Consider the following 18291-nt stretch of genomic DNA (forward strand, 5'->3'; position numbering starts at 1 on the left):
TAAAATTAAGACTCTCCCGAGTCGTTAGTGCTGCTAAAAACAACTGGATGTCGTTGCTTTTATGTACATACCCCCATAAAAAGGGCGCGAAATAATAACAGAAAACATTTGGAAGTGATAGCGGTAAATTGAATTATTTTTAAACTATGTGAGCAATAAAAAAGCCCCGACTAAAAGTCGGGGCTGATAACCACGTCATAGGTTATCAAGCAGGATCTTTTAGGCGATTTTCATTACTTACAAGCTGCTTACTCAAGTGCCTGTAAAGGCACTCTTTCAACCGGCTTACACCAACAGGTTTTGATATGAAGTCATCCATGCCGGATTTCAAGCATTTTTCTTTGTCGCCGGTTAATGCATTTGCGGTTAATGCAATTATTGGGATGTCCCGTGCCTTGTCTCCCATTGACCTAATTAGCTTCGTCGCCTCTAATCCATCCATTACAGGCATATGGCAGTCCATCAAAATGATTGTGTAGGGTGACTTTCCTTTTAATGCGTCTTTAACTTTTTCTACTGCCTCTTCACCGTTTTCTGCTAAATCGGCGGTAATGCCTATCTCTTTTAGTTGCTCTTTAATGACAAGCTGATTTATTTCATTGTCTTCAACTATTAGTGCTTTAAACGCGCTCAGTTCCTGTTTAGAAGGGATATAAACAGCATTATGGCCACATGCTTTTTCGGCTACGGTGCCTGCGTTAGCATCGTCTAGCATGAGGGTTACGATAAATCGCGCCCCCACGCCTAAATCGCTGCACACCTCAATTTTACCACCGTAATGCTTCACGATTTGACTGACTATAGACAACCCTAAGCCTGTGCCACCATATCTTCGCTGCGTCGAGTTTTCTGCTTGAACGAACGGCGAGAAAATGAGCTTTTGCTGTTGCTCGCTAATTCCGATCCCTGAATCAGTCACGATTAGTTTTACTCTGAACCGCCCTTTTCCGTATCGGGTGCTTTTAGTTTCAACCGTTACCTTCCCCTCTTTTGTGAATTTAATGGCGTTATTCAATAGGTTAATCAGAATTTGCCCAATTCTTAGTTTGTCAGCTATGAAGGTTTTTCCCTCAACCCCCTTTGTGCTTACTGAAAGTTCAATACCTTTCTCGTGAGCTAGCCGCGTGAACATCGGCACTTGCTCTTCTATAGTGTCGGCAAGGTTGGTGGGCGATTCTTCAAACGACATGTTGCCAGAATCGATTTTAGAAAAATCCAATATATCATTCACAATGTTGAGTAATGAATCTGCACTTTTCATAGCAATAGTGGCATGTTCTAGCTGGGTAGAATTTAGCGAGGAACTAATAAGTGCCTCAAGCATGCCCTGTACCCCATGAATTGGTGTTCTTATTTCATGGCTCATATTCGCAAGGAACTCACTTCGTGCTTTCAAGGCGCTTTCTGCCATATCCGTTTTTTGCTGCAGCATTGCCTTGTCCATGTGAAGCTGCGTAATATCAACTGTAGCACCAATTACCTTAACGCAACGGTCATTCTCCATGACCGGATGAGCGCGACTTTGTAACCAACGGGTTTCTCCCGCATCGGTGCGAACTTCAAGTTCATAGGAAAAGTCTTCGCCGGTTTTTATCATCTGATTGAACTGAGCGACGTATTTATTCCGCTGGTCTTCATCAACCACGAATTTGATCACGTCTTCTGGCTTTACTACTTTTTCACCGTGCACATGCAGCATTCGCTTCAGTGCACCAGACCAAATCAATGCTCCGGTATCAATATTTAATTCCCATGTACCTACACCGGCAAGGTTAGTCACTTGGTGTAATAACGAGTTTCTCTCTTCTAATATCGCTTTTTGCGCATTGAGATTACTTATCGCTTGTTGACGCTCTAATTCGTTGCCTATCCACGAAGCAAGCAAAAGTAAATAATCCATCTCTAAGGGCGTAAAGGGTGTGTCCCGTGGACCGAGAGATGAGAAGTTTACTGTACCGAAAAATTCACCATGTACTCGCACTGGTGAAGCGAGATAACTCTTTAATGTGTATTTTTCAAAACACGGATGCGAGGCACCTGGCGCAGTATCTATATTGTGATAAGCCACAACAGCATCGCTGTTCACCACATCTGCACAGTAAGTGTCTGGTAATGCGAAGGTCGTATTTAATGGTATGTCGTTGTCGGGCGTAATAACGCTAAGCACACGGTAATTATCGCCTTGAATGTTACTTACAATCCCTGTTTCCAACCCGAGTATTTCCGTACCTATGCTTAGCAAGCTCTCGAGCTTTTTATCAAATGAAAGTGCTTTGTCATTTGATATGGTTTGTAGATCTTTAATGATACTCATGAGGATTTTCGCCCTCCCGGACAGCAAGTAAAAAGGCCAACGTTTTTAGCGTTGACCTTTTAAACTTACGTGAAATATACGCAGATGAAAGTTTTCACCCTTATCAATTAGTATAATAAATGTACTAACCGATTAATAAAGCACGTTAATTTCATATCCCGTTGGCGTATCCGCTGGCTCAACAGTAACTATATAGTTTTCTTCCTCTGTAAAGCCAAACAGCGCGGTTCTATCAAGCAGCACCTGCTCCTCGTTGTCATCTTCGTATACGGCAATCACTTCATAATAGTCTGATGGCAGCACTTCACTGGTACTTTCAGCAAATTCAAGATTCTGTATATCGTACTCAGCAGTATCAATGGTTTCGTCATTTCTTACCAAGTAGAAGTCTACGTCATCAAAGTCGCTAACTAAGTTGATGAAGTTTACTGTCTTATCGTAGGCCTGAGGCAAACCACTTTCTACAAAGGTTGCTGCGCCTAATTTATTGTTGGTGTTGTAGATAAGAATAGCCTTACTCTCACCCTGATTAAGCGTAATTAGCTTGTTGCTCAGTGACGTTACTGTACCTGATGGGTCGGTTACGGTAACGCGATAATCGCCATAGCGGATAGTACTAAACTCAGACAACTCGCCTGCCGCGAGTGTAAAACTGACGTCCTCTTCATCAGTGTTTCCACCAAAGGTAACCTGAAGCTCTGCATCCAGATTCGTAGAATTGTAAATACGATACTGTGAATCTGCTTCTACATCTGTAAGCGCCGTAACTGATGAAGAGTTAAGAATAGTGTCTACAACTAGCCCTTCTTGAATGGCGCCACTGACATCGCGCAGTGTCATTAGATACTCAGTTTCGTATACAAAATCGATGGTTTGTGATTCAAAGACAACATCGTCACTTCCTGGTTCGGTCAAATAAATCGTGTACTCGCCCTCATCAAAGTATTCACTGTCATCATCTGCATCCCAGAAGTCAAATTCAATCATGTCGCCCGTTGTGACCGAGCCAAGGAAGTTAGCTGCTTCAAACGGGTCGCCAGACTCACTCATGTAGAAATCATAAGAAGATTCATCTACTGCTACCGATAAAGCGAATAGGCGGAAGTGATCTTCCAATGTTTCGCGCTGATAAGAATAGGTGTTAAAAACGGGGTTACTAAAGTCACCACTCATCACAACAATGGTCTTATAACCGGTTTTTAAGTTAACGGTAATTTCGTCAATAAAAACTTCTTGGTCGTCTGAATCAGTTCGAATGAACTCGAGTTCTAATTCCCCATCTTCCATAGAGTACATTGACGTAGTGTCACCAAATTGAGCAGAGCCAAAGCTATCGCCATCAACTTCACGCATTTCTACATTGGCACCGTTAGGCGAAGCATTGTAAAACTGAATGTAAGCATACGAATAATCTGAGCTACTGCTGCCTGAGCCACCACAAGCGGTAAGCCCAAGCAGTGCAATAAGCCCAATTGCCACTGCTTGGAACCATGTTCCACGAAGCAAAGATTGAGAGGTCAATTGCATAAATTGAATGTCCTTTGAAGTTGTTCTTGGTTGGATAAAGCCTGCGTTAAAGCAAATAGGCACATGTAGAGAGTGCTGATCTTGGCACGCACAATACAGCGATATGGCTATGTGAATAGGGCTTAGTTCGCAGCTTTACGTCAACTTTGCAAAGCTGACCTTTCTTTATGGAAACTTGACATTCACGCTTCGAAAAATGCTGGTAGAGAGCATTGGTGTTCGAACAAACGAAAGCAAACCGCGTACAAAACTGAAACAAAAAAAAGCCTGCATAAGCAGGCTTTCACTGTACTTTAGAACAACGGGTTATTTACTCATACGAGTATGATAGCGTTACACCACTGTATGAAGAGTAAGCGCGAATACCAATGTGCCATGTGCCTGACGCAGGCGCATCGAATGTACATACTTCGCTGTTGCCATTTTGATAAGGACGACAATCATAGCTATTCGTTTCTGGCTGTGAGCCAAACTTCACGTATAGATCGGCATCGCCTGAACCACCAGAGGTACGAATAGTCATCTGCGTTACACCTTCAGGAATCGTCCAAGTGTAGCGGTCCCAGTTTCTGCGCGTACCTGAAAGGCCGGTTAGCTGACCTGATACAGGTTCTACGCCAGGCTCAGAGCCGCCACCGCCCCCAGTACCGCCACCGGCACAACCGTTGGTATTAAGGTAGTTGTAGGCGTCAGCAAGCTGCATTAAACCATAACCGTAGAAGTTATCACGACCCGCACTGCCTTTATCTTCTGCCGTTGCATTAAGTGCACTACGAATTTGGTTGTTTGAACACTGCGGGAAATAACTCCATACTAATGCTGCACCACCAGCTACGTGTGGCGTCGCCATGGATGTACCGCTGAGTGAAGCGTAGGTATTTGTTGGATAGGTAGACTGTACTGCACTGCCTGGCGCGGCAATTTCAACCTGATCGTTATATTGGCTGTAGCTTGCACGATTTTCGTTTGAGTCTACTGCCGCAACTGACATTACTGCATCATATGACGCTGGGTAAGATTTCGCACTGTTACCATCGTTACCTGCCGCCGCAACTAACAGCATGCCTGCATCTGTGAAGCTCTGCATTGCATTTCGCTCGGTAGTTGACGAACTGCCGCCACCTAAGCTCATGTTAACAACGTTCGAGCCGGCATCCTGACATTGAGTGATAGCATCGATAAGGTCAGATGCGTAAGTCCATTGGCCGTTGTCGTTAAAGATTTTAACGATATGCATATCCACGCCAGGATACACACCAACTACACCTTCGTTATTATCGTATGCTGCAATGGTGCCCGCTACGTGGGTACCGTGACCGTTACCATCGTTATACCAGTTACCTACAGCACTATTGTTTGCCTGACCTGTAACGCCATCGTTTGTTCCAGGCAAATCTGGGTGACCCAGGTTGTAACCTGTATCGATGATACATACTTTGCGAGCCGTAGTATCTGACTGTGCAAATTGATTAGCCTGAACCATGGTGTAGCCGTAAGGCGTGGTCTGCGCCATAGGCTTACGACGAACGTCCACTTCAATGCTTTCTACGTTTGGATTTTTACGAAGCTTGTTCAGCGCTGACTTACTCATTGTAGCCGCTACCATTTTATGCTTCTTAAGCTCTTTCTTAATTGCACCACCTGCTTTTCTTACTTCTGATTTAGCAGACGCGATATCGAAAGGCTTTTTCCCTTTTACTTTGGCACTAGAGATTTGACCTTTACCTTTTAGTGCACTCACTTCAACCGTTTCACTGGTCATCTCATCTTTGAACTTGATGATGTAACGCTCTTGGTCAGCGGTAATAACGCGATCGACAGTCAATCGCTTACCTAGTGCTTGTTTTAGGGTTTGAGGCTTTTCTTTAACTTTTACCAGACCTTCGCCTGCTGCCATTGCAGAATTACCCATTAAGCCAAGTGATACAGCTAGAGCAGCTGCTGTTAGACATGTGTGTTTCTTATTTAATTTTGAGTTCAAAATTTATTTCCTGTTTTATCTGTCTTATTAACTTCAACACTGTTTTATTCCGTGCTTTGGAAGCTATTTGTTATTAAATGACATACAGGTATAACCATTACCTCATACGAAAAGCTCATCCATGACAACCGACGCAACTGCGTTGCAACGACCTACCCGTTTGTCAGGTATGCAAATAAACGGTATTACCAATTATTTACAGAGCTCATATTAGGCGGCGAATCAGGCTGTTGAGTATGTTGCCTTAACCCTGGTGAGCATTTTTAATACCTTTAAAAATGCACAAAAAAACAACACAACTTATGAAGAGCGCGCCAAATGTGTATTACGAGCAGATTCATGGTAGGAATAAAAAACTATAATTAACATTAATTTTACAAATTCAAATGTAACAAAATATTAAACTCTTTATAAGTTTTACTTAAATATAAAAAAAGCGTGTACCCAAAGGTACACGCTTTTTTAAAAACCAATTGAAAACTCATTAGAGGCTCAATTCTAGCAACTTAGTTTCATAAACTGCGCTGTCTTACGATCTCGTATAAGCACACACCGGTTGCTACCGACACGTTTAAACTTGTCACACTGCCAGCCATAGGAAGCTTCACTAACTCATCGCACGTTTCTTTGGTAAGCCTACGCATGCCCTTACCTTCAGCCCCCATTACTAATGCAGTTGGGCCTTTCAGGTCTACATCATAAAGGGTCTTATCGGTTTCACCGGCTGTGCCAACAATCCAAAGGCCTTTATCTTGAAGGTGCTTCAAGGTTCTGGCCAGGTTCGTGATTTGAATAAGTGGAACCACTTCAGCTGCACCACAGGCCACCTTTCTTACTGTGCCGTTTAAGCTTGCTGATTTATCTTTCGGTACTACTACCGCGTGCACCCCTGCTCCATCTGCAGTACGCAGGCACGCACCTAGATTATGCGGGTCGGTAACACCGTCTAGTACCAAAATTAAAGGCTGCGCTTCGCTTTCTAAAATTTTGTCTAAATCAGCTTCATCTAGCACGCGGGCTGGTTTTGCTCTTGCTACCACGCCTTGGTGTTGCTCTCCGCTTACTTTGTCATCTAGCGCTTTGCGCTGACAAAACTGAACTGAAATACCGAAACGACGGGCTTGGTTAACAATGTTGGTGAGACGCTCGTCATTGCGACCTTTTAACACTAACACTTCCATTACACGCTCGGGCTCTTTTTCAAGTACCGACTGCATGGCATGTAAACCGTATAACCATTCTTGCTGCGCCATTTAACGCTTACCTCTTTTATTCAATGACAGTGTTTTGCCGCTACTACCGCCTTTGGCGCTGCCGCGACTTGACGATTTTCCACCGCTACGACTAGACGAGCTTGAGCCGCCTTTGCCTTTGTTCCCTTTTTTATCAGAACGCGAGCCTTTATCAGAGCGTGATTTGTTATCAAAACGAGTAGGTTTATCTGAAGCCTTTTTCGCAGACCTCACTTTTACCTTCTTACCCTTAGTGCCGCGCAGCATAGACTTATCGAGTAATAAATCAATCTTTCTTTCATCAAGGTTGACCGCTGCTACGGTTACTTCAACTGTATCACCCAATCTGAATTGGCGATGGCCCGACTCACCAACCAGCGCTTGTTTTACATCGTCATAGTGATAATAGTCATCATCTAGCGATGTAATGTGTACTAGGCCGTCGATGTGATATTCGGTAAGGCGTATAAATAAACCAAAGTTAGTGACCGAGCTGACCACACCTTCAAAGGTGTCGCCGACGTGGTCGAGCATAAACTCGCACTTAAGCCAGTCAGCCACGTCACGGGTGGCATCATCGGCGCGGCGCTCTGTCATTGAACACTGCTCGCCTAACTGTTCAATTTCTTCAACAGTATAATTTTTCGCACCACTGACTGCTTTTTTGCCCTGCTGTTTAGCAATAATGCCTTTTAGCGCACGGTGAACGACCAAGTCTGGATAGCGACGGATAGGTGACGTGAAGTGCGCGTAAGCTTCTAGCGCCAACCCAAAGTGACCTACGTTGTCACCGTCGTAAACCGCTTGCTTCATTGAGCGCAGCAGCATGGTTTGAATTAGTTCTTCGTCCACTCGACCGCGGGTTTTCAGTACCACGTCCGTAAATGCAGCGGGCTCTGCATCTTCTACAATGGCATGAGGGATACCGATTTCACTTAAGTAACTGGTAAATGCGGTAAGCCTGTCGGCGTCTGGTTCGTCGTGCACACGGTATAGCGCTGGCGCCTCATGCTTTTCAAGCATAAGAGCCGCACTCACGTTTGCCATGATCATGCACTCTTCAATAAGCTTATGCGCATCGTTACGCACCAGCGGCACAATATTTTCAATCTTGCGCTGGGCGTTGAATACAAACTTCACTTCTTGGGTTTCAAATTCAATCGCCCCGCGCTTGGCACGGGCTTTTTTGAGCGCACGGTACAAGTCGTGAAGATTACGTAAATGAGGTACATGAGGCTCGTAACGCTGATGAAGTTCTTTGTCGCCCTGAAGAATATTCCACACTTTGGTGTAGGTTAAACGGGCGTGTGAGTTCATGACTGCTTCGTAAAACTGGAATTCTTCTAGTTTACCATTTGCACTGATGGTCATTTCACACACCATACATAGGCGATCGACTTCAGGGTTTAGTGAACACAAGCCGTTAGACAGTACTTCTGGAAGCATAGGAATAACTTGGTCAGGGAAATACACCGAGTTACCGCGCTGCTGCGCTTCATCATCAAGAGCTGAGCCCGTTCTTACATAGTGACTTACATCGGCTATGGCTACCCAAAGTTGCCAGCCGCCGTCATCTAACGGCTCGCAGTATACTGCATCGTCAAAGTCGCGAGCATCTTCGCCGTCAATGGTAACAAGGGGAAGCTGGCGTAGGTCAATACGACCTTCTTTGGCTTCATCGGGCACCTGATCGGTAAGTTTTTCCACCTGCTTGGTTACGCCATTTGGCCACTGATGCGGAATATCAAACGTGCGAAGTGCCATTTCTATTTCCATACCTGGCGCCATATGTTCACCAAGTACTTCAACAATTTTGCCCACCGGACTCATTTTACGGCGTGGACGCTGGGTAAGCTCTACCACAACCACCTGCCCCATTCGAGCACCGTGTGTGCTCTCTGGTGGAATAACAATTTCGTGCTGCAACCGGCTGTCATCTGGCACAACCATGCCAAAACCTTGTTCAACAAAGTAGCGGCCAACAATTGGCTCGCTGCGTGGCTCAACGACTTGCGTAACAAATGCTTCTTTTCTTCCACGGCGATCGGTTCCGCTAATGCGCGCTTCTACCACATCGTCGTGAAGGAACAGGTTCATCTGCCCAGCACTGATAAATAAATCACCGCTTTTATCTTCAGGACGCAAAAAGCCGTAGCCATCACGGTGACCAATAATTCTGCCTTTAATGAGTTCATCACGGTTTTGGAGAATGTATTTTTTCTGCTTGGTAAATTGCACCTGACCTTCGCGCTCCATGGCACGTAGTCGGCGCTGAATTCCAATTCGCGCATCTTCGTCGAAGGCGTTCACCAAGTTACAGATATCAAGAAACGACAACGGCTTGTCGTGCTCTTTTAATAAACTCATTAAATATTCGCGGCTGGCTACCGGATTTTCGTACTTTTCTTTCTCGCGCTGATAATGCGGATCATCACTCATGTATTTTAAATTTACCTTTCGTATTTTGTTCAACGTGTTTTCGTTTGTGGCTTAGTTCTTCAAAGCCCTGTAGAAAACATAAATATGATTGTTTAGAACATAAACCATTTTTGGTTCATGTGGTTATTTGCTGCACAGTATAACAGTATTTGCAGTAAAACATTGACTGTTATTATGGATTCTCAGCCTGACATCTCTATGTCACAAACACTCAGTATAAAAATGGGTTTTCGTTTTTGTTGCATGAGCGTTCAACAAAACAATGACATCACCGGATACCTTACAAACCTTATAAAGAGCAGGCATATGGATAGAAGATCGTTTATAAAGCTGTCGTCACTCGCAGGCGCGAGCGTAGCAGTGTCTACAGGGCTAGCAGGCTGTACCGTTAGCACTTCAGCAAACAGCCAACCACAAACCAACGCAACCTTTACCCATGGTGTGGCGAGTGGAGACCCATTAAAAGACGCCGTGATTATTTGGACGCGCGCCGTGCCAGACTCTGGTGCAGGCCCAGGCTCGGACTCAAACTCAGGTTTAGCTAAGGCCGATATTTTATGGGAAATGGCAAGCGATGCCGACTTTACTGACATAGTAAGCAGCGGGATAGCTGAAGCGAAAGCAACCCATGATTTTACCGTAAAGGTAGACGTAACAGGCCTTAGTCCGGCTAACCGTTATTTTTACCGTTTTAAAAGTGCCAATAATATAAGCCCTGTGGGCGAAACCCGCACGCTGCCCGAAGCCGATGTGTCTGACGTTACGTTCGGCATATTTTCCTGCTCTAACTACCCTGCTGGCTTTTTCACGCCATACATGGAGGCAGCGCAAAACAACAATATCGACTATGTATTACACCTTGGTGACTACATTTATGAATACGATGGCAAAGGCTACGCCACTGAGCACGCAAAAGAGATTGGCCGAACCTATGCACCTGATAACGACACCGAGCTTTATACACTCACCGACTATCGCAATCGCTATGCACTGTATCGCACGGATGAAGGCCTGTTGGCATTACACCAAAACAAGCCGTTTATTGTTGTGTGGGATGACCATGAAATTACTAACGACACCTATAAAGACGGTGCTGAAAATCACCAAGCGGATGAAGGAGATTTTTATGCCCGTCGTGCAGCGGCAGTTCAAGCTTATTATGAATGGCTACCCATTCGCCCACCTTTTGGCACCGAGCGCTTAGAAATTTATCGTCAGTTTACTTTTGGTAAACTTCTTGACTTATACATGCTCGACACCCGCGTTCTTGCTCGCGACAAACAGCTTGAGTACGGCGACTATCGCGATGCTGAAACAAAAGCGTTTGACCAAGCTGGCTTTATGAAAGATATCAGTAATCCTAGTCGTGGGCTTTTAGGTGAAACCCAACGCAACTGGCTACATTCGTCTATGCAGCAAAGCCAGGCTAAATGGCAGGTGTTAGGGCAACAACTATTAATAGGCCGCATGCTTTTCCCTGTATCTATTTTTAATGGCGTTGAACGCAAAGCAATACCGGCCCATGCACACAAACTTGCGAATATTAAACGCAAACAAATGCAAGGTGGCGCACTCAGTGAACAAGAGCAGGCGCTTATTAATACCGTAATGCCATATAACCTAGACGCGTGGGATGGTTACCCTGTTGAGCGGGAACAGGTGCTGATGCAGCTTAAGTCCATCGGCAAGCCAGTTATTGCCCTTGCAGGTGATACACATAATGCTTGGCACAACAAATTAACCCTTAAAGATGGTACAGAGGTAGGGGTTGAACTTGCCACACCAGGCGTGACGTCACCCGGTATGGAACATTACCTAAGCATGGGGGATGAGAAAGCTAAAACCCTTGCAGACGACCTACCGCTTCTTATAGAAGATTTGCAGTACTGTAACCTCCACCAGCGCGGGTTCATGACTTTAACCGTTAGCCAAGATAGCGCAAAAGCAACGTGGCACTATGTTGATGCGATTTTGACCAAAGCAGGCAAAGTGGTTAATACGCATAGCTATGAGATAAACGCTTGATAAAGGCTATATATTAAGACGGAATAAGCCGCATGCTTGCGGCTTTACTTTATGAAGTCATTTTTTAATTAAATAAGTAAACGCGCTTAATTGAATGCAGCGCGTTTACTCCTTGCCAACCTTAAAACTCGTAATAAACACGCACACCAGCAATGCGTGGCATTCCGAGTACGAAGGTAGGTATACCCAATCCACCGCCCGTATTACCAGCATCAATCAAGAATTCTTTATCAAACAGGTTGTTCACGTAAAGCTCATAGGCAAACTTGCTGTTGTCTTGAAGCAGCTTCACCGATACATCAGTCAGTGAGTAAGTATCTTGAGAAAGACCAGGGTAATTGCTGCTTTCAAAAAACACTTCTGACTGGAAGCTGGTAAGCCAGTTAACATCAATGTCAAAACTGTCTATATTGAATACTTTGTTGATGTTTATCGCGCCGCTAACTTCTGGCGCTAAGCGGAACTTATTGCCACCGTATTGGAACTCAGATCCATCAGCAGTATTGTTTGCAAATTCAGCGTCAAGGAAACCAAGGCTTGCTGTTAGCGTCAGCGTCTCGCTGTAGTTATAGGTCGCCATGCCTTCAATACCCGACATGGTCGAGTCGCCTACCGTTACAGTAATAGACTGTAAGGTTTCTGCGTCGGTAAAGCTTTGCTGATAATCGCTGTATTCGTAGGTGAAAATAGCACCTGAGAACAGGAAGTTCGCGCTTTGGTATTTAATACCTAAATCGTAACTGTCTACTATTTCAGGTTTAGTCACATTAACGCCACCTGCATTAGCATCCACAACTGGTGAACGTCGTCCCCTAGCGTAGTTTGCGTATACGTTCCAGTTGTTATTAACATCATAGCTTACGGCAAAGCGCGGCAGGGTATCGTCAAAGTCGCGCTCGGCATCGAACGTAAATGCACCGTCTGCAGTAGTATAAGTATTACGGGTATAACGTGTTTCGTCGATATAGCGCACGCCAGCAGTAATGTTGATGTCGTCGGTAACAAAATACGACACCTCAGCAACATAAGACGCTATATCAAGTTCAGCTTCAAATATAAACGGCCCTTGTATCATAATAGGCGGCAGTGCAGGGTTAGAAATAGGAGAGCCATCTTCATTAAACAGTTGCGACACTAACATCGCACGCAGTGCTTCTATTTCTTCTAACGATGCGTCAGTAGCGATATTCTGATTTAGCGGAATGTTTGAGGTGGCCTCAAGCTGTGCTTTAACCGCATCGAAGGTACCACGTACAAATGGGTCGACCATCACATAGTAGGGCAAAATAGAATCGTCTTGGGTGATCGACGCACCAACAAATGCGGCCAATTTATCACCCGAGTCATACACTAAACGCATTGACGCACCTTTAAGCGTAGCGTCGTTATCGAAGTAGGCATCTTGAATACGCAAAGCAGAACCGTCGGCGTCAAATCCCTCGCTTACCTCTACATCTTTATAGTATGCGTCGGCGTGTAGGCTAAGCATTTGGTTGAAATCGTAGTTTACGGTTAAATCATAAGCTTGAAGCGTTCGTTCAATGCCTAGTTCACTGCCTAAACTAAATTCGGCATCAGTAAAAGGGCTAGTATCTCCGCCATTGGGGGCGATAGAGCCTGATTTGAAGGCAATGCCCGGCTGGTCGTTATACTCCATGGCTGCGCGCGCAATGATTTCAAGCTGATCGTAATTCGCTCGCCATGTTGCACGTAGTGCTTGTACTGAAACACCCTGAAGATCTTCGCTGTTGCACGGCACTTCTTCACCAAGATGGTTGTACATATTTGCATTACCGTAATAGGAGTCAGCGCTACAGGCATTGTTTTCTACAATGCCGTCCATTTCGCGATAAAGACCTGCTACACGAAAACTGTGGTTGTCGTTAATAGGCTGGTTATACATGAATTCAAGTTCTTGCCCTTGCTCTGAGTTATAGCCAACCTGTACCTTGCCTTCTTGTTCGAAGGTGGGAAGATTGGAATGAATACTTACCGCACCATTGGCTGCCGCTACACCAAACAAGGTTGGCTGGGGGCCTTTTAAAACCTCTACGCGCGCAATATCAAAAAGCGCGACGCTGGCTACCGTCTTTTTACTGATATCAAAGCCATCTTGATATACAGAGATGCGAGGCGTTGCCGACACCGAAGATACGTCGTCAGTCACGCCTCGAATATTAAAGGACGGTAAGCTTACAGCCTGCTCTTGAATTTGAACGTTAGGTAAAATACGAGAAAGCTCATCAAGTTCCATGATATTGGTGCGCTCTAAGAACTCGCTACCTATTACATCCATAGTAACAGGCACATCCATAACGGACTGCTCACGCATTTGTGCGGTTACCGTAATCTCTTCTATATAGTTATGTTCGTTTTCTGTGTCGAGCGCTACTTCTTGTGCAATTGCGGCGCTTGATAGTGCAAATGCAATTGTTGTGGCAAGCAGAGAGCGTGGGTAAACCGTTCGTGGGTACAGAGGACGCATCAAATCATTCCTTTTGTGTGCTTATTGGGTGTTTTATGTATTTTTTTAAACATTTCGCCGATAGATTGGCGACATTGCCTAGTGTTTAGAAATATCAAAGCCCAAAAATGTAGAATGCTTTTGAGACGGTTCGATGAACTATCCGTGACATGTCGGAGGCAATTTTGTGACAAGCATTCTGTGCCCCGTTATAAAACCAAACAGAACTCAATTCTGTACAACAAAGTTGTGCAACCTCTATGCACAAAAGAACAATGTCAGTACAATATTTAAGTAGGATAGAAAGAACTTTTAAATAAAAAGCGAAACGGAGACTGCAATGAAAAAACTAATGATGGCTGCTGCTATTGGCGCCGCGACCTTATTAAGCGCATGTAGTGCAGAGCACGGCACCACTCAGTGTACTACTGCGCCGGAAGCTGAATGGCAAAACCAAGATGCGTTTCAGGCTCAGCTGTTAGCGCAAGGCTACAAAATCAACGAATTTAAAGTGACAGGCGGTAACTGCTACGAAATCTACGGCTTCGATAAAGAAGAGAACAAAGTAGAGATTTACTTTAACCCTGTTGATGGCAGCATTGTTAAAAAAGAAATGCACTAAATTCTGTTTAGCAAACGGTTCATCGAACGCTTGCTTTAAAACTTGATAAAAACGCTGCAAACTATTGCAGCGTTTTTGTTTTACCCTGAGAAAGTCACGTAATGCACAAAGCTAAAGACACGGGTTCAGATATTTATGTTTGGGATTGGGTAGTGCGCGTATGCCACTGGGGCATTGTTGCAAGTTTTATCACCAACTACTTTATTGTAGAGCCGGGCCGGCTTTTTCATGAAATCGCGGGCTATGTGGGCGTAGCGCTTATATCTATACGCGTTGCTTGGGGCTTATATTCAGCTAATCCCAACAAAAAGGGCTCCACAGCTTACGCTAGCTTCTCCGCTATTTCGCTAAGCAAGCAGGCCTTTAGAGAACACCTCCAGCACTTAAAGCATAAACAAATCCCACGTACTCATGGCCACAATCCTTTTGGCTGGCTTATGGTGATGGCAGTTATTGCCCTTTTGCTTGGGTTAGGTATTACCGGTTTTATGATGGAAGAAATAGACGCACTGTTTGGGAATAGCACGCTGGAATGGATACACAGTATTATGGCTGATGTATTGTACGGCTGTGTGTTGGTGCATATTGCTTCCGTGTTTGCTGTACAACGTATGGGTAATATTCAGTTAGTTCGCCCTATGCTTACTGGCTGGCGTAAGCGTTAAGCCTACGTAAAGACATAGATGTGCTACGGATATAAATACACTTTTGCCGAAGCTGGCTTGTTGTGTTTTCCAGCCTTTCTGCCCTAAAGATTTTAGTTGCCTGCAGGTGTTCGTTATCACCTCGCCGCTTGTGGCTTTTAACTATCCAAAGGCCGCTTTGCCTCTCGCACGGCTTTCGGGTGCATTAATTTTTCTAAGCGAGCGAGGTAAGACGCAATTTGCTGATGCTGCTTTTTATCGTTGGTCACTGAGTTATAAAGCCAGTGGTACGCGTCTTCATAATCGTAAGGACTGCCATAACCGTCCAAAAACAACTCAACCAAGTGAATTTGCGCTTTTAGGTTTTTAAGCGCAGCGGCTTCACGTAAATACACTACGGCGCGAGATTTATCCTGCTGCACAAGCGTGCCCTTTGCATAGTAACGCCCCAATTGCTCTAGTGCTGCTGGCAAACCTTGATTCGCGGCATCTTCCATATAACCAATACCACGGGCAGGTTCAGCGTCTACGCACACGCCCCACGCCAGCATATCTCCCCATAAAAACTGGTAGGCCGGTACTTTCAACACGTTTGCACGCGCTTCAATGTCTTGTACTAATTGGCATCGATCAGTCACTACTTTGTCTAAATGCGTATTAGCATTAATCATATCGATTAAGGCATCTTGGCTGTAAAGCTGAACTGCGCGAAGCTCTTCAATCGTTTCCCCTTCAAGAGCATGAGCGCAAAAACCCGTGACAGTCGCGCAGATAAATAAGGCTGTGTGTAGAATACGTTTCATAGCAAAAGAGTATGTGTTGATTACAATGTCTTAGTTAAGGTATCGACTAATTATAGATTATCTTAACCAAGACATGCTTTTCTTTACGAATGGACACATGAGCGTCTGCGGCCAGCTAATATCTGCTTTCAACCTTATGCTGACCACCTGCATTTAACCGTACGCCAGCATCTTGCTTTTAGTGGCTACTTTTTCGTGGGCACATGGCCGATTGGATATGGCGGGCGTGATCGGCTAGGTCAATACCTAAATCAGTTAGGTAACCACCGTCTGGCTGGGTGATTAGGCCTTTGGAGTATAGCCTGGATGCTGCGTTCACCATGCTTTGGCTGGCATCGTGATGAATTTTTAAACCTTGAAGTAGGCTGTCTGTTGGAAACTTCAGTAACAAATTTAATTCGTCTAACATGTCCTGATCGAATGAACTCATGTAACCACCTTAGGCAAAAGGGTTAGTAGGGATTTAGCACGCTGGCCACTGTAAAACACCTCAGCAAAGCACTATGGTAACAACCTATACCGAAGCGCACACACCAAAGCACTATTAGCCCTAGATTTGTTAATATTTTTAACGCTTTCTTATATCACACCCAAATGGCACCTCTGTAAAGCGTAATTTATCTGTAAAACGTTTAATCGTGTAAACACAGCGCTTACTGATCGGACTTTGGCGCTAAATAGTATATTCTTGCCATAAATTGAGTTTGTGGATGCACCTGCACTGATGAAGTACAAAGATTTACGCGACTTTATTCGCCAGCTAGAAGCTAAAGGTGAATTGGTACGCATTACCCAGCCCATTGATACCGACCTTGAAATGACAGAAATTGCCGACAGGACGTTGCGTGCTGGCGGCCCTGCACTGTTATTTGAAAACCCTAAAAATCACGACATGCCCGTATTGGCAAATTTATTTGGTACACCAGAGCGCGTAGCTATGGGCATGGGTCAAGAGTCTGTTGAAGCACTGCGTGAAGTAGGCAAGCTACTGGCTTATTTGAAAGAGCCTGAGCCGCCTAAAGGGCTGAAAGATCTTTGGGAGAAGCTGCCAGTATTTAAGCAGGTGCTTAATATGCCAGCCAAAGTCCTTAAAAAAGCCCCTTGTCAGGAAGTGGTGCTTACCGGTGACGACGTAGACTTATCAAAAATTCCGGTACAGCGCTGCTGGCCCGGTGACGCTGCGCCTTTGGTAACATGGGGTTTGAGTGTTACTAAAGGGCCGCATAAGAAGCGTCAGAATCTGGGCATTTACCGTCAGCAGGTTATCGGCAAAAACAAACTTATTATGCGCTGGTTGTCACACCGTGGGGGCGCCCTTGATTTTCGAGAGTGGTGTCAAACACACCCGGGCGAACCCTACCCGGTATCTGTGGCACTTGGCGCAGACCCCGCTACTATTCTAGGTGCGGTTACCCCTGTACCAGACACTCTTTCCGAGTATGCTTTTGCGGGCTTACTTCGAGGCGATAAAACCGAAGTGGTTAAGTCTATTAGTAACGACTTACAAGTACCTGCCAGTGCCGAGATTGTGCTTGAGGGCTATATTGCACAAGATGAAACAGCACCTGAAGGTCCATACGGGGATCACACCGGGTATTACAATGAAGTCGATGACTTCCCTGTATTTACCGTTACTCATATTACCCACCGTAAAGATCCTATCTATCATTCAACCTATACTGGCCGTCCACCCGATGAGCCAGCTATTTTAGGTGTTGCGCTAAACGAAGTGTTTGTGCCTATTTTGCAAAAGCAGTTCCCTGAAATTGTCGACTTCTACTTACCGCCTGAAGGATGTTCTTACCGTATGGCAGTGGTGACGATGAAGAAACAGTATCCTGGGCATGCGAAACGGGTGATGATGGGTGTATGGTCGTTCTTGCGCCAGTTCATGTACACCAAATTTGTGATAGTGTGCGATGATGACGTCAACGCGCGTGACTGGAACGATGTTATTTGGGCCATCACCACCCGTATGGACCCAGCCCGCGACACGGTAATGATAGAAAATACGCCTATCGACTACTTGGATTTTGCGTCCCCCGTTTCAGGGCTAGGTTCTAAAATGGGAATGGACGCCACCAATAAAATGCCGGGCGAGACCGACCGAGAATGGGGCGTACCTATTGTGATGGACGAAGACGTTAAAAAACGCGTTGATGATATTTGGGACAGTCTTGGTATTATGTAGCGACTATTTTTAGCGCTATTTATTTTGTATTGAAGCATGCGCTTTTCTT

Annotated in this window: 12 protein-coding genes; 4 read left to right on the forward strand and 8 right to left on the reverse strand. The window is 45.0% G+C overall.

Annotated features, from left to right (window positions below):
- Window positions 1–205 precede the first annotated feature (205 nt).
- The 5 genes from AWH61_RS17905 to rnr all read right to left on the reverse strand — a co-directional run bounded on the left by AWH61_RS17905 (window position 206) and on the right by rnr (window position 9493).
- A complete protein-coding gene (locus tag AWH61_RS17905) occupies window positions 206–2314 on the reverse strand; it encodes a GAF domain-containing hybrid sensor histidine kinase/response regulator (protein WP_075177815.1) in 2109 nt (702 codons plus the stop codon).
- A 132-nt stretch (window positions 2315–2446) separates the two neighbouring features.
- Window positions 2447–3841 (reverse strand): DUF4397 domain-containing protein, encoded by a 1395-nt coding sequence (locus AWH61_RS17910; protein WP_075177816.1) that lies wholly within the window; start codon window positions 3839–3841, stop codon window positions 2447–2449.
- 310 nt (window positions 3842–4151) lie between these two features.
- Complete coding sequence (locus AWH61_RS17915) at window positions 4152–5822, reverse strand: S8 family serine peptidase (protein ID WP_014977527.1); 1671 nt, start codon at window positions 5820–5822, stop codon at window positions 4152–4154.
- Window positions 5823–6334: 512 nt separating this feature from the next.
- Window positions 6335–7075 (reverse strand): 23S rRNA (guanosine(2251)-2'-O)-methyltransferase RlmB, encoded by a 741-nt coding sequence (rlmB, locus tag AWH61_RS17920; protein ID WP_014950916.1) that lies wholly within the window; start codon window positions 7073–7075, stop codon window positions 6335–6337.
- Window positions 7076–9493: a ribonuclease R gene (rnr, locus tag AWH61_RS17925; RefSeq protein ID WP_075177817.1), complete on the reverse strand. Its 2418-nt coding sequence runs from the start codon at window positions 9491–9493 to the stop codon at window positions 7076–7078.
- Window positions 9494–9799: 306 nt separating this feature from the next.
- On the opposite strand from rnr, the gene AWH61_RS17930 reads away from it, so the two are divergent.
- Entirely contained in the window at window positions 9800–11518 is a 1719-nt protein-coding gene (locus AWH61_RS17930) for an alkaline phosphatase D family protein (RefSeq protein ID WP_075177818.1), read from the forward strand.
- A gap of 121 nt (window positions 11519–11639) precedes the next feature.
- On the opposite strand, the gene AWH61_RS17935 is transcribed toward AWH61_RS17930, so the two are convergent.
- Window positions 11640–14003 carry a TonB-dependent receptor gene (locus tag AWH61_RS17935; protein WP_075177819.1) on the reverse strand — a complete coding sequence of 788 codons (2364 nt, stop codon included), beginning with the start codon at window positions 14001–14003 and terminating at the stop codon, window positions 11640–11642.
- A gap of 319 nt (window positions 14004–14322) precedes the next feature.
- On the opposite strand from AWH61_RS17935, the gene AWH61_RS17940 reads away from it, so the two are divergent.
- Window positions 14323–14604 (forward strand): PepSY domain-containing protein, encoded by a 282-nt coding sequence (locus AWH61_RS17940; RefSeq protein ID WP_075177820.1) that lies wholly within the window; start codon window positions 14323–14325, stop codon window positions 14602–14604.
- A 101-nt stretch (window positions 14605–14705) separates the two neighbouring features.
- Window positions 14706–15269 carry a cytochrome b/b6 domain-containing protein gene (locus tag AWH61_RS17945; protein WP_075177821.1) on the forward strand — a complete coding sequence of 188 codons (564 nt, stop codon included), beginning with the start codon at window positions 14706–14708 and terminating at the stop codon, window positions 15267–15269.
- 137 nt (window positions 15270–15406) lie between these two features.
- Here the strand turns inward: AWH61_RS17945 and AWH61_RS17950 are convergent, their stop codons facing one another.
- Both AWH61_RS17950 and AWH61_RS17955 read right to left on the reverse strand, forming a co-directional pair.
- A complete protein-coding gene (locus AWH61_RS17950; protein ID WP_075177822.1) occupies window positions 15407–16051 on the reverse strand; it encodes a tetratricopeptide repeat protein in 645 nt (214 codons plus the stop codon).
- A 178-nt stretch (window positions 16052–16229) separates the two neighbouring features.
- Window positions 16230–16481, reverse strand: a complete 252-nt coding sequence (locus tag AWH61_RS17955; RefSeq protein WP_014950925.1) for a TIGR02647 family protein — start codon at window positions 16479–16481, stop codon at window positions 16230–16232.
- A gap of 294 nt (window positions 16482–16775) precedes the next feature.
- Between AWH61_RS17955 and ubiD the strand changes: the two genes are divergently transcribed.
- Complete coding sequence (ubiD, locus tag AWH61_RS17960) at window positions 16776–18242, forward strand: 4-hydroxy-3-polyprenylbenzoate decarboxylase (protein WP_014950926.1); 1467 nt, start codon at window positions 16776–16778, stop codon at window positions 18240–18242.
- Window positions 18243–18291: the final 49 nt, after the last annotated feature.

Source organism: Alteromonas sp. W12 (assembly GCF_001924945.1).
GTDB classification, from domain to species: Bacteria; Pseudomonadota; Gammaproteobacteria; order Enterobacterales; family Alteromonadaceae; genus Alteromonas; species Alteromonas macleodii.

Coding starts and splice junctions, on each gene's coding strand:
- AWH61_RS17910 (WP_075177816.1), bottom strand. CDS start 3,841: ATGCAATTGACCTCTCAATCTTTGCTTCGTGGAACATGGTTCCAAGCA.
- AWH61_RS17905 (WP_075177815.1), bottom strand. CDS start 2,314: ATGAGTATCATTAAAGATCTACAAACCATATCAAATGACAAAGCACTT.
- rlmB (WP_014950916.1), bottom strand. CDS start 7,075: ATGGCGCAGCAAGAATGGTTATACGGTTTACATGCCATGCAGTCGGTA.
- AWH61_RS17935 (WP_075177819.1), bottom strand. CDS start 14,003: ATGCGTCCTCTGTACCCACGAACGGTTTACCCACGCTCTCTGCTTGCC.
- AWH61_RS17945 (WP_075177821.1), top strand. CDS start 14,706: ATGCACAAAGCTAAAGACACGGGTTCAGATATTTATGTTTGGGATTGG.
- AWH61_RS17940 (WP_075177820.1), top strand. CDS start 14,323: ATGAAAAAACTAATGATGGCTGCTGCTATTGGCGCCGCGACCTTATTA.
- AWH61_RS17930 (WP_075177818.1), top strand. CDS start 9,800: ATGGATAGAAGATCGTTTATAAAGCTGTCGTCACTCGCAGGCGCGAGC.
- ubiD (WP_014950926.1), top strand. CDS start 16,776: ATGAAGTACAAAGATTTACGCGACTTTATTCGCCAGCTAGAAGCTAAA.
- AWH61_RS17950 (WP_075177822.1), bottom strand. CDS start 16,051: ATGAAACGTATTCTACACACAGCCTTATTTATCTGCGCGACTGTCACG.
- AWH61_RS17955 (WP_014950925.1), bottom strand. CDS start 16,481: ATGAGTTCATTCGATCAGGACATGTTAGACGAATTAAATTTGTTACTG.
- rnr (WP_075177817.1), bottom strand. CDS start 9,493: ATGAGTGATGATCCGCATTATCAGCGCGAGAAAGAAAAGTACGAAAAT.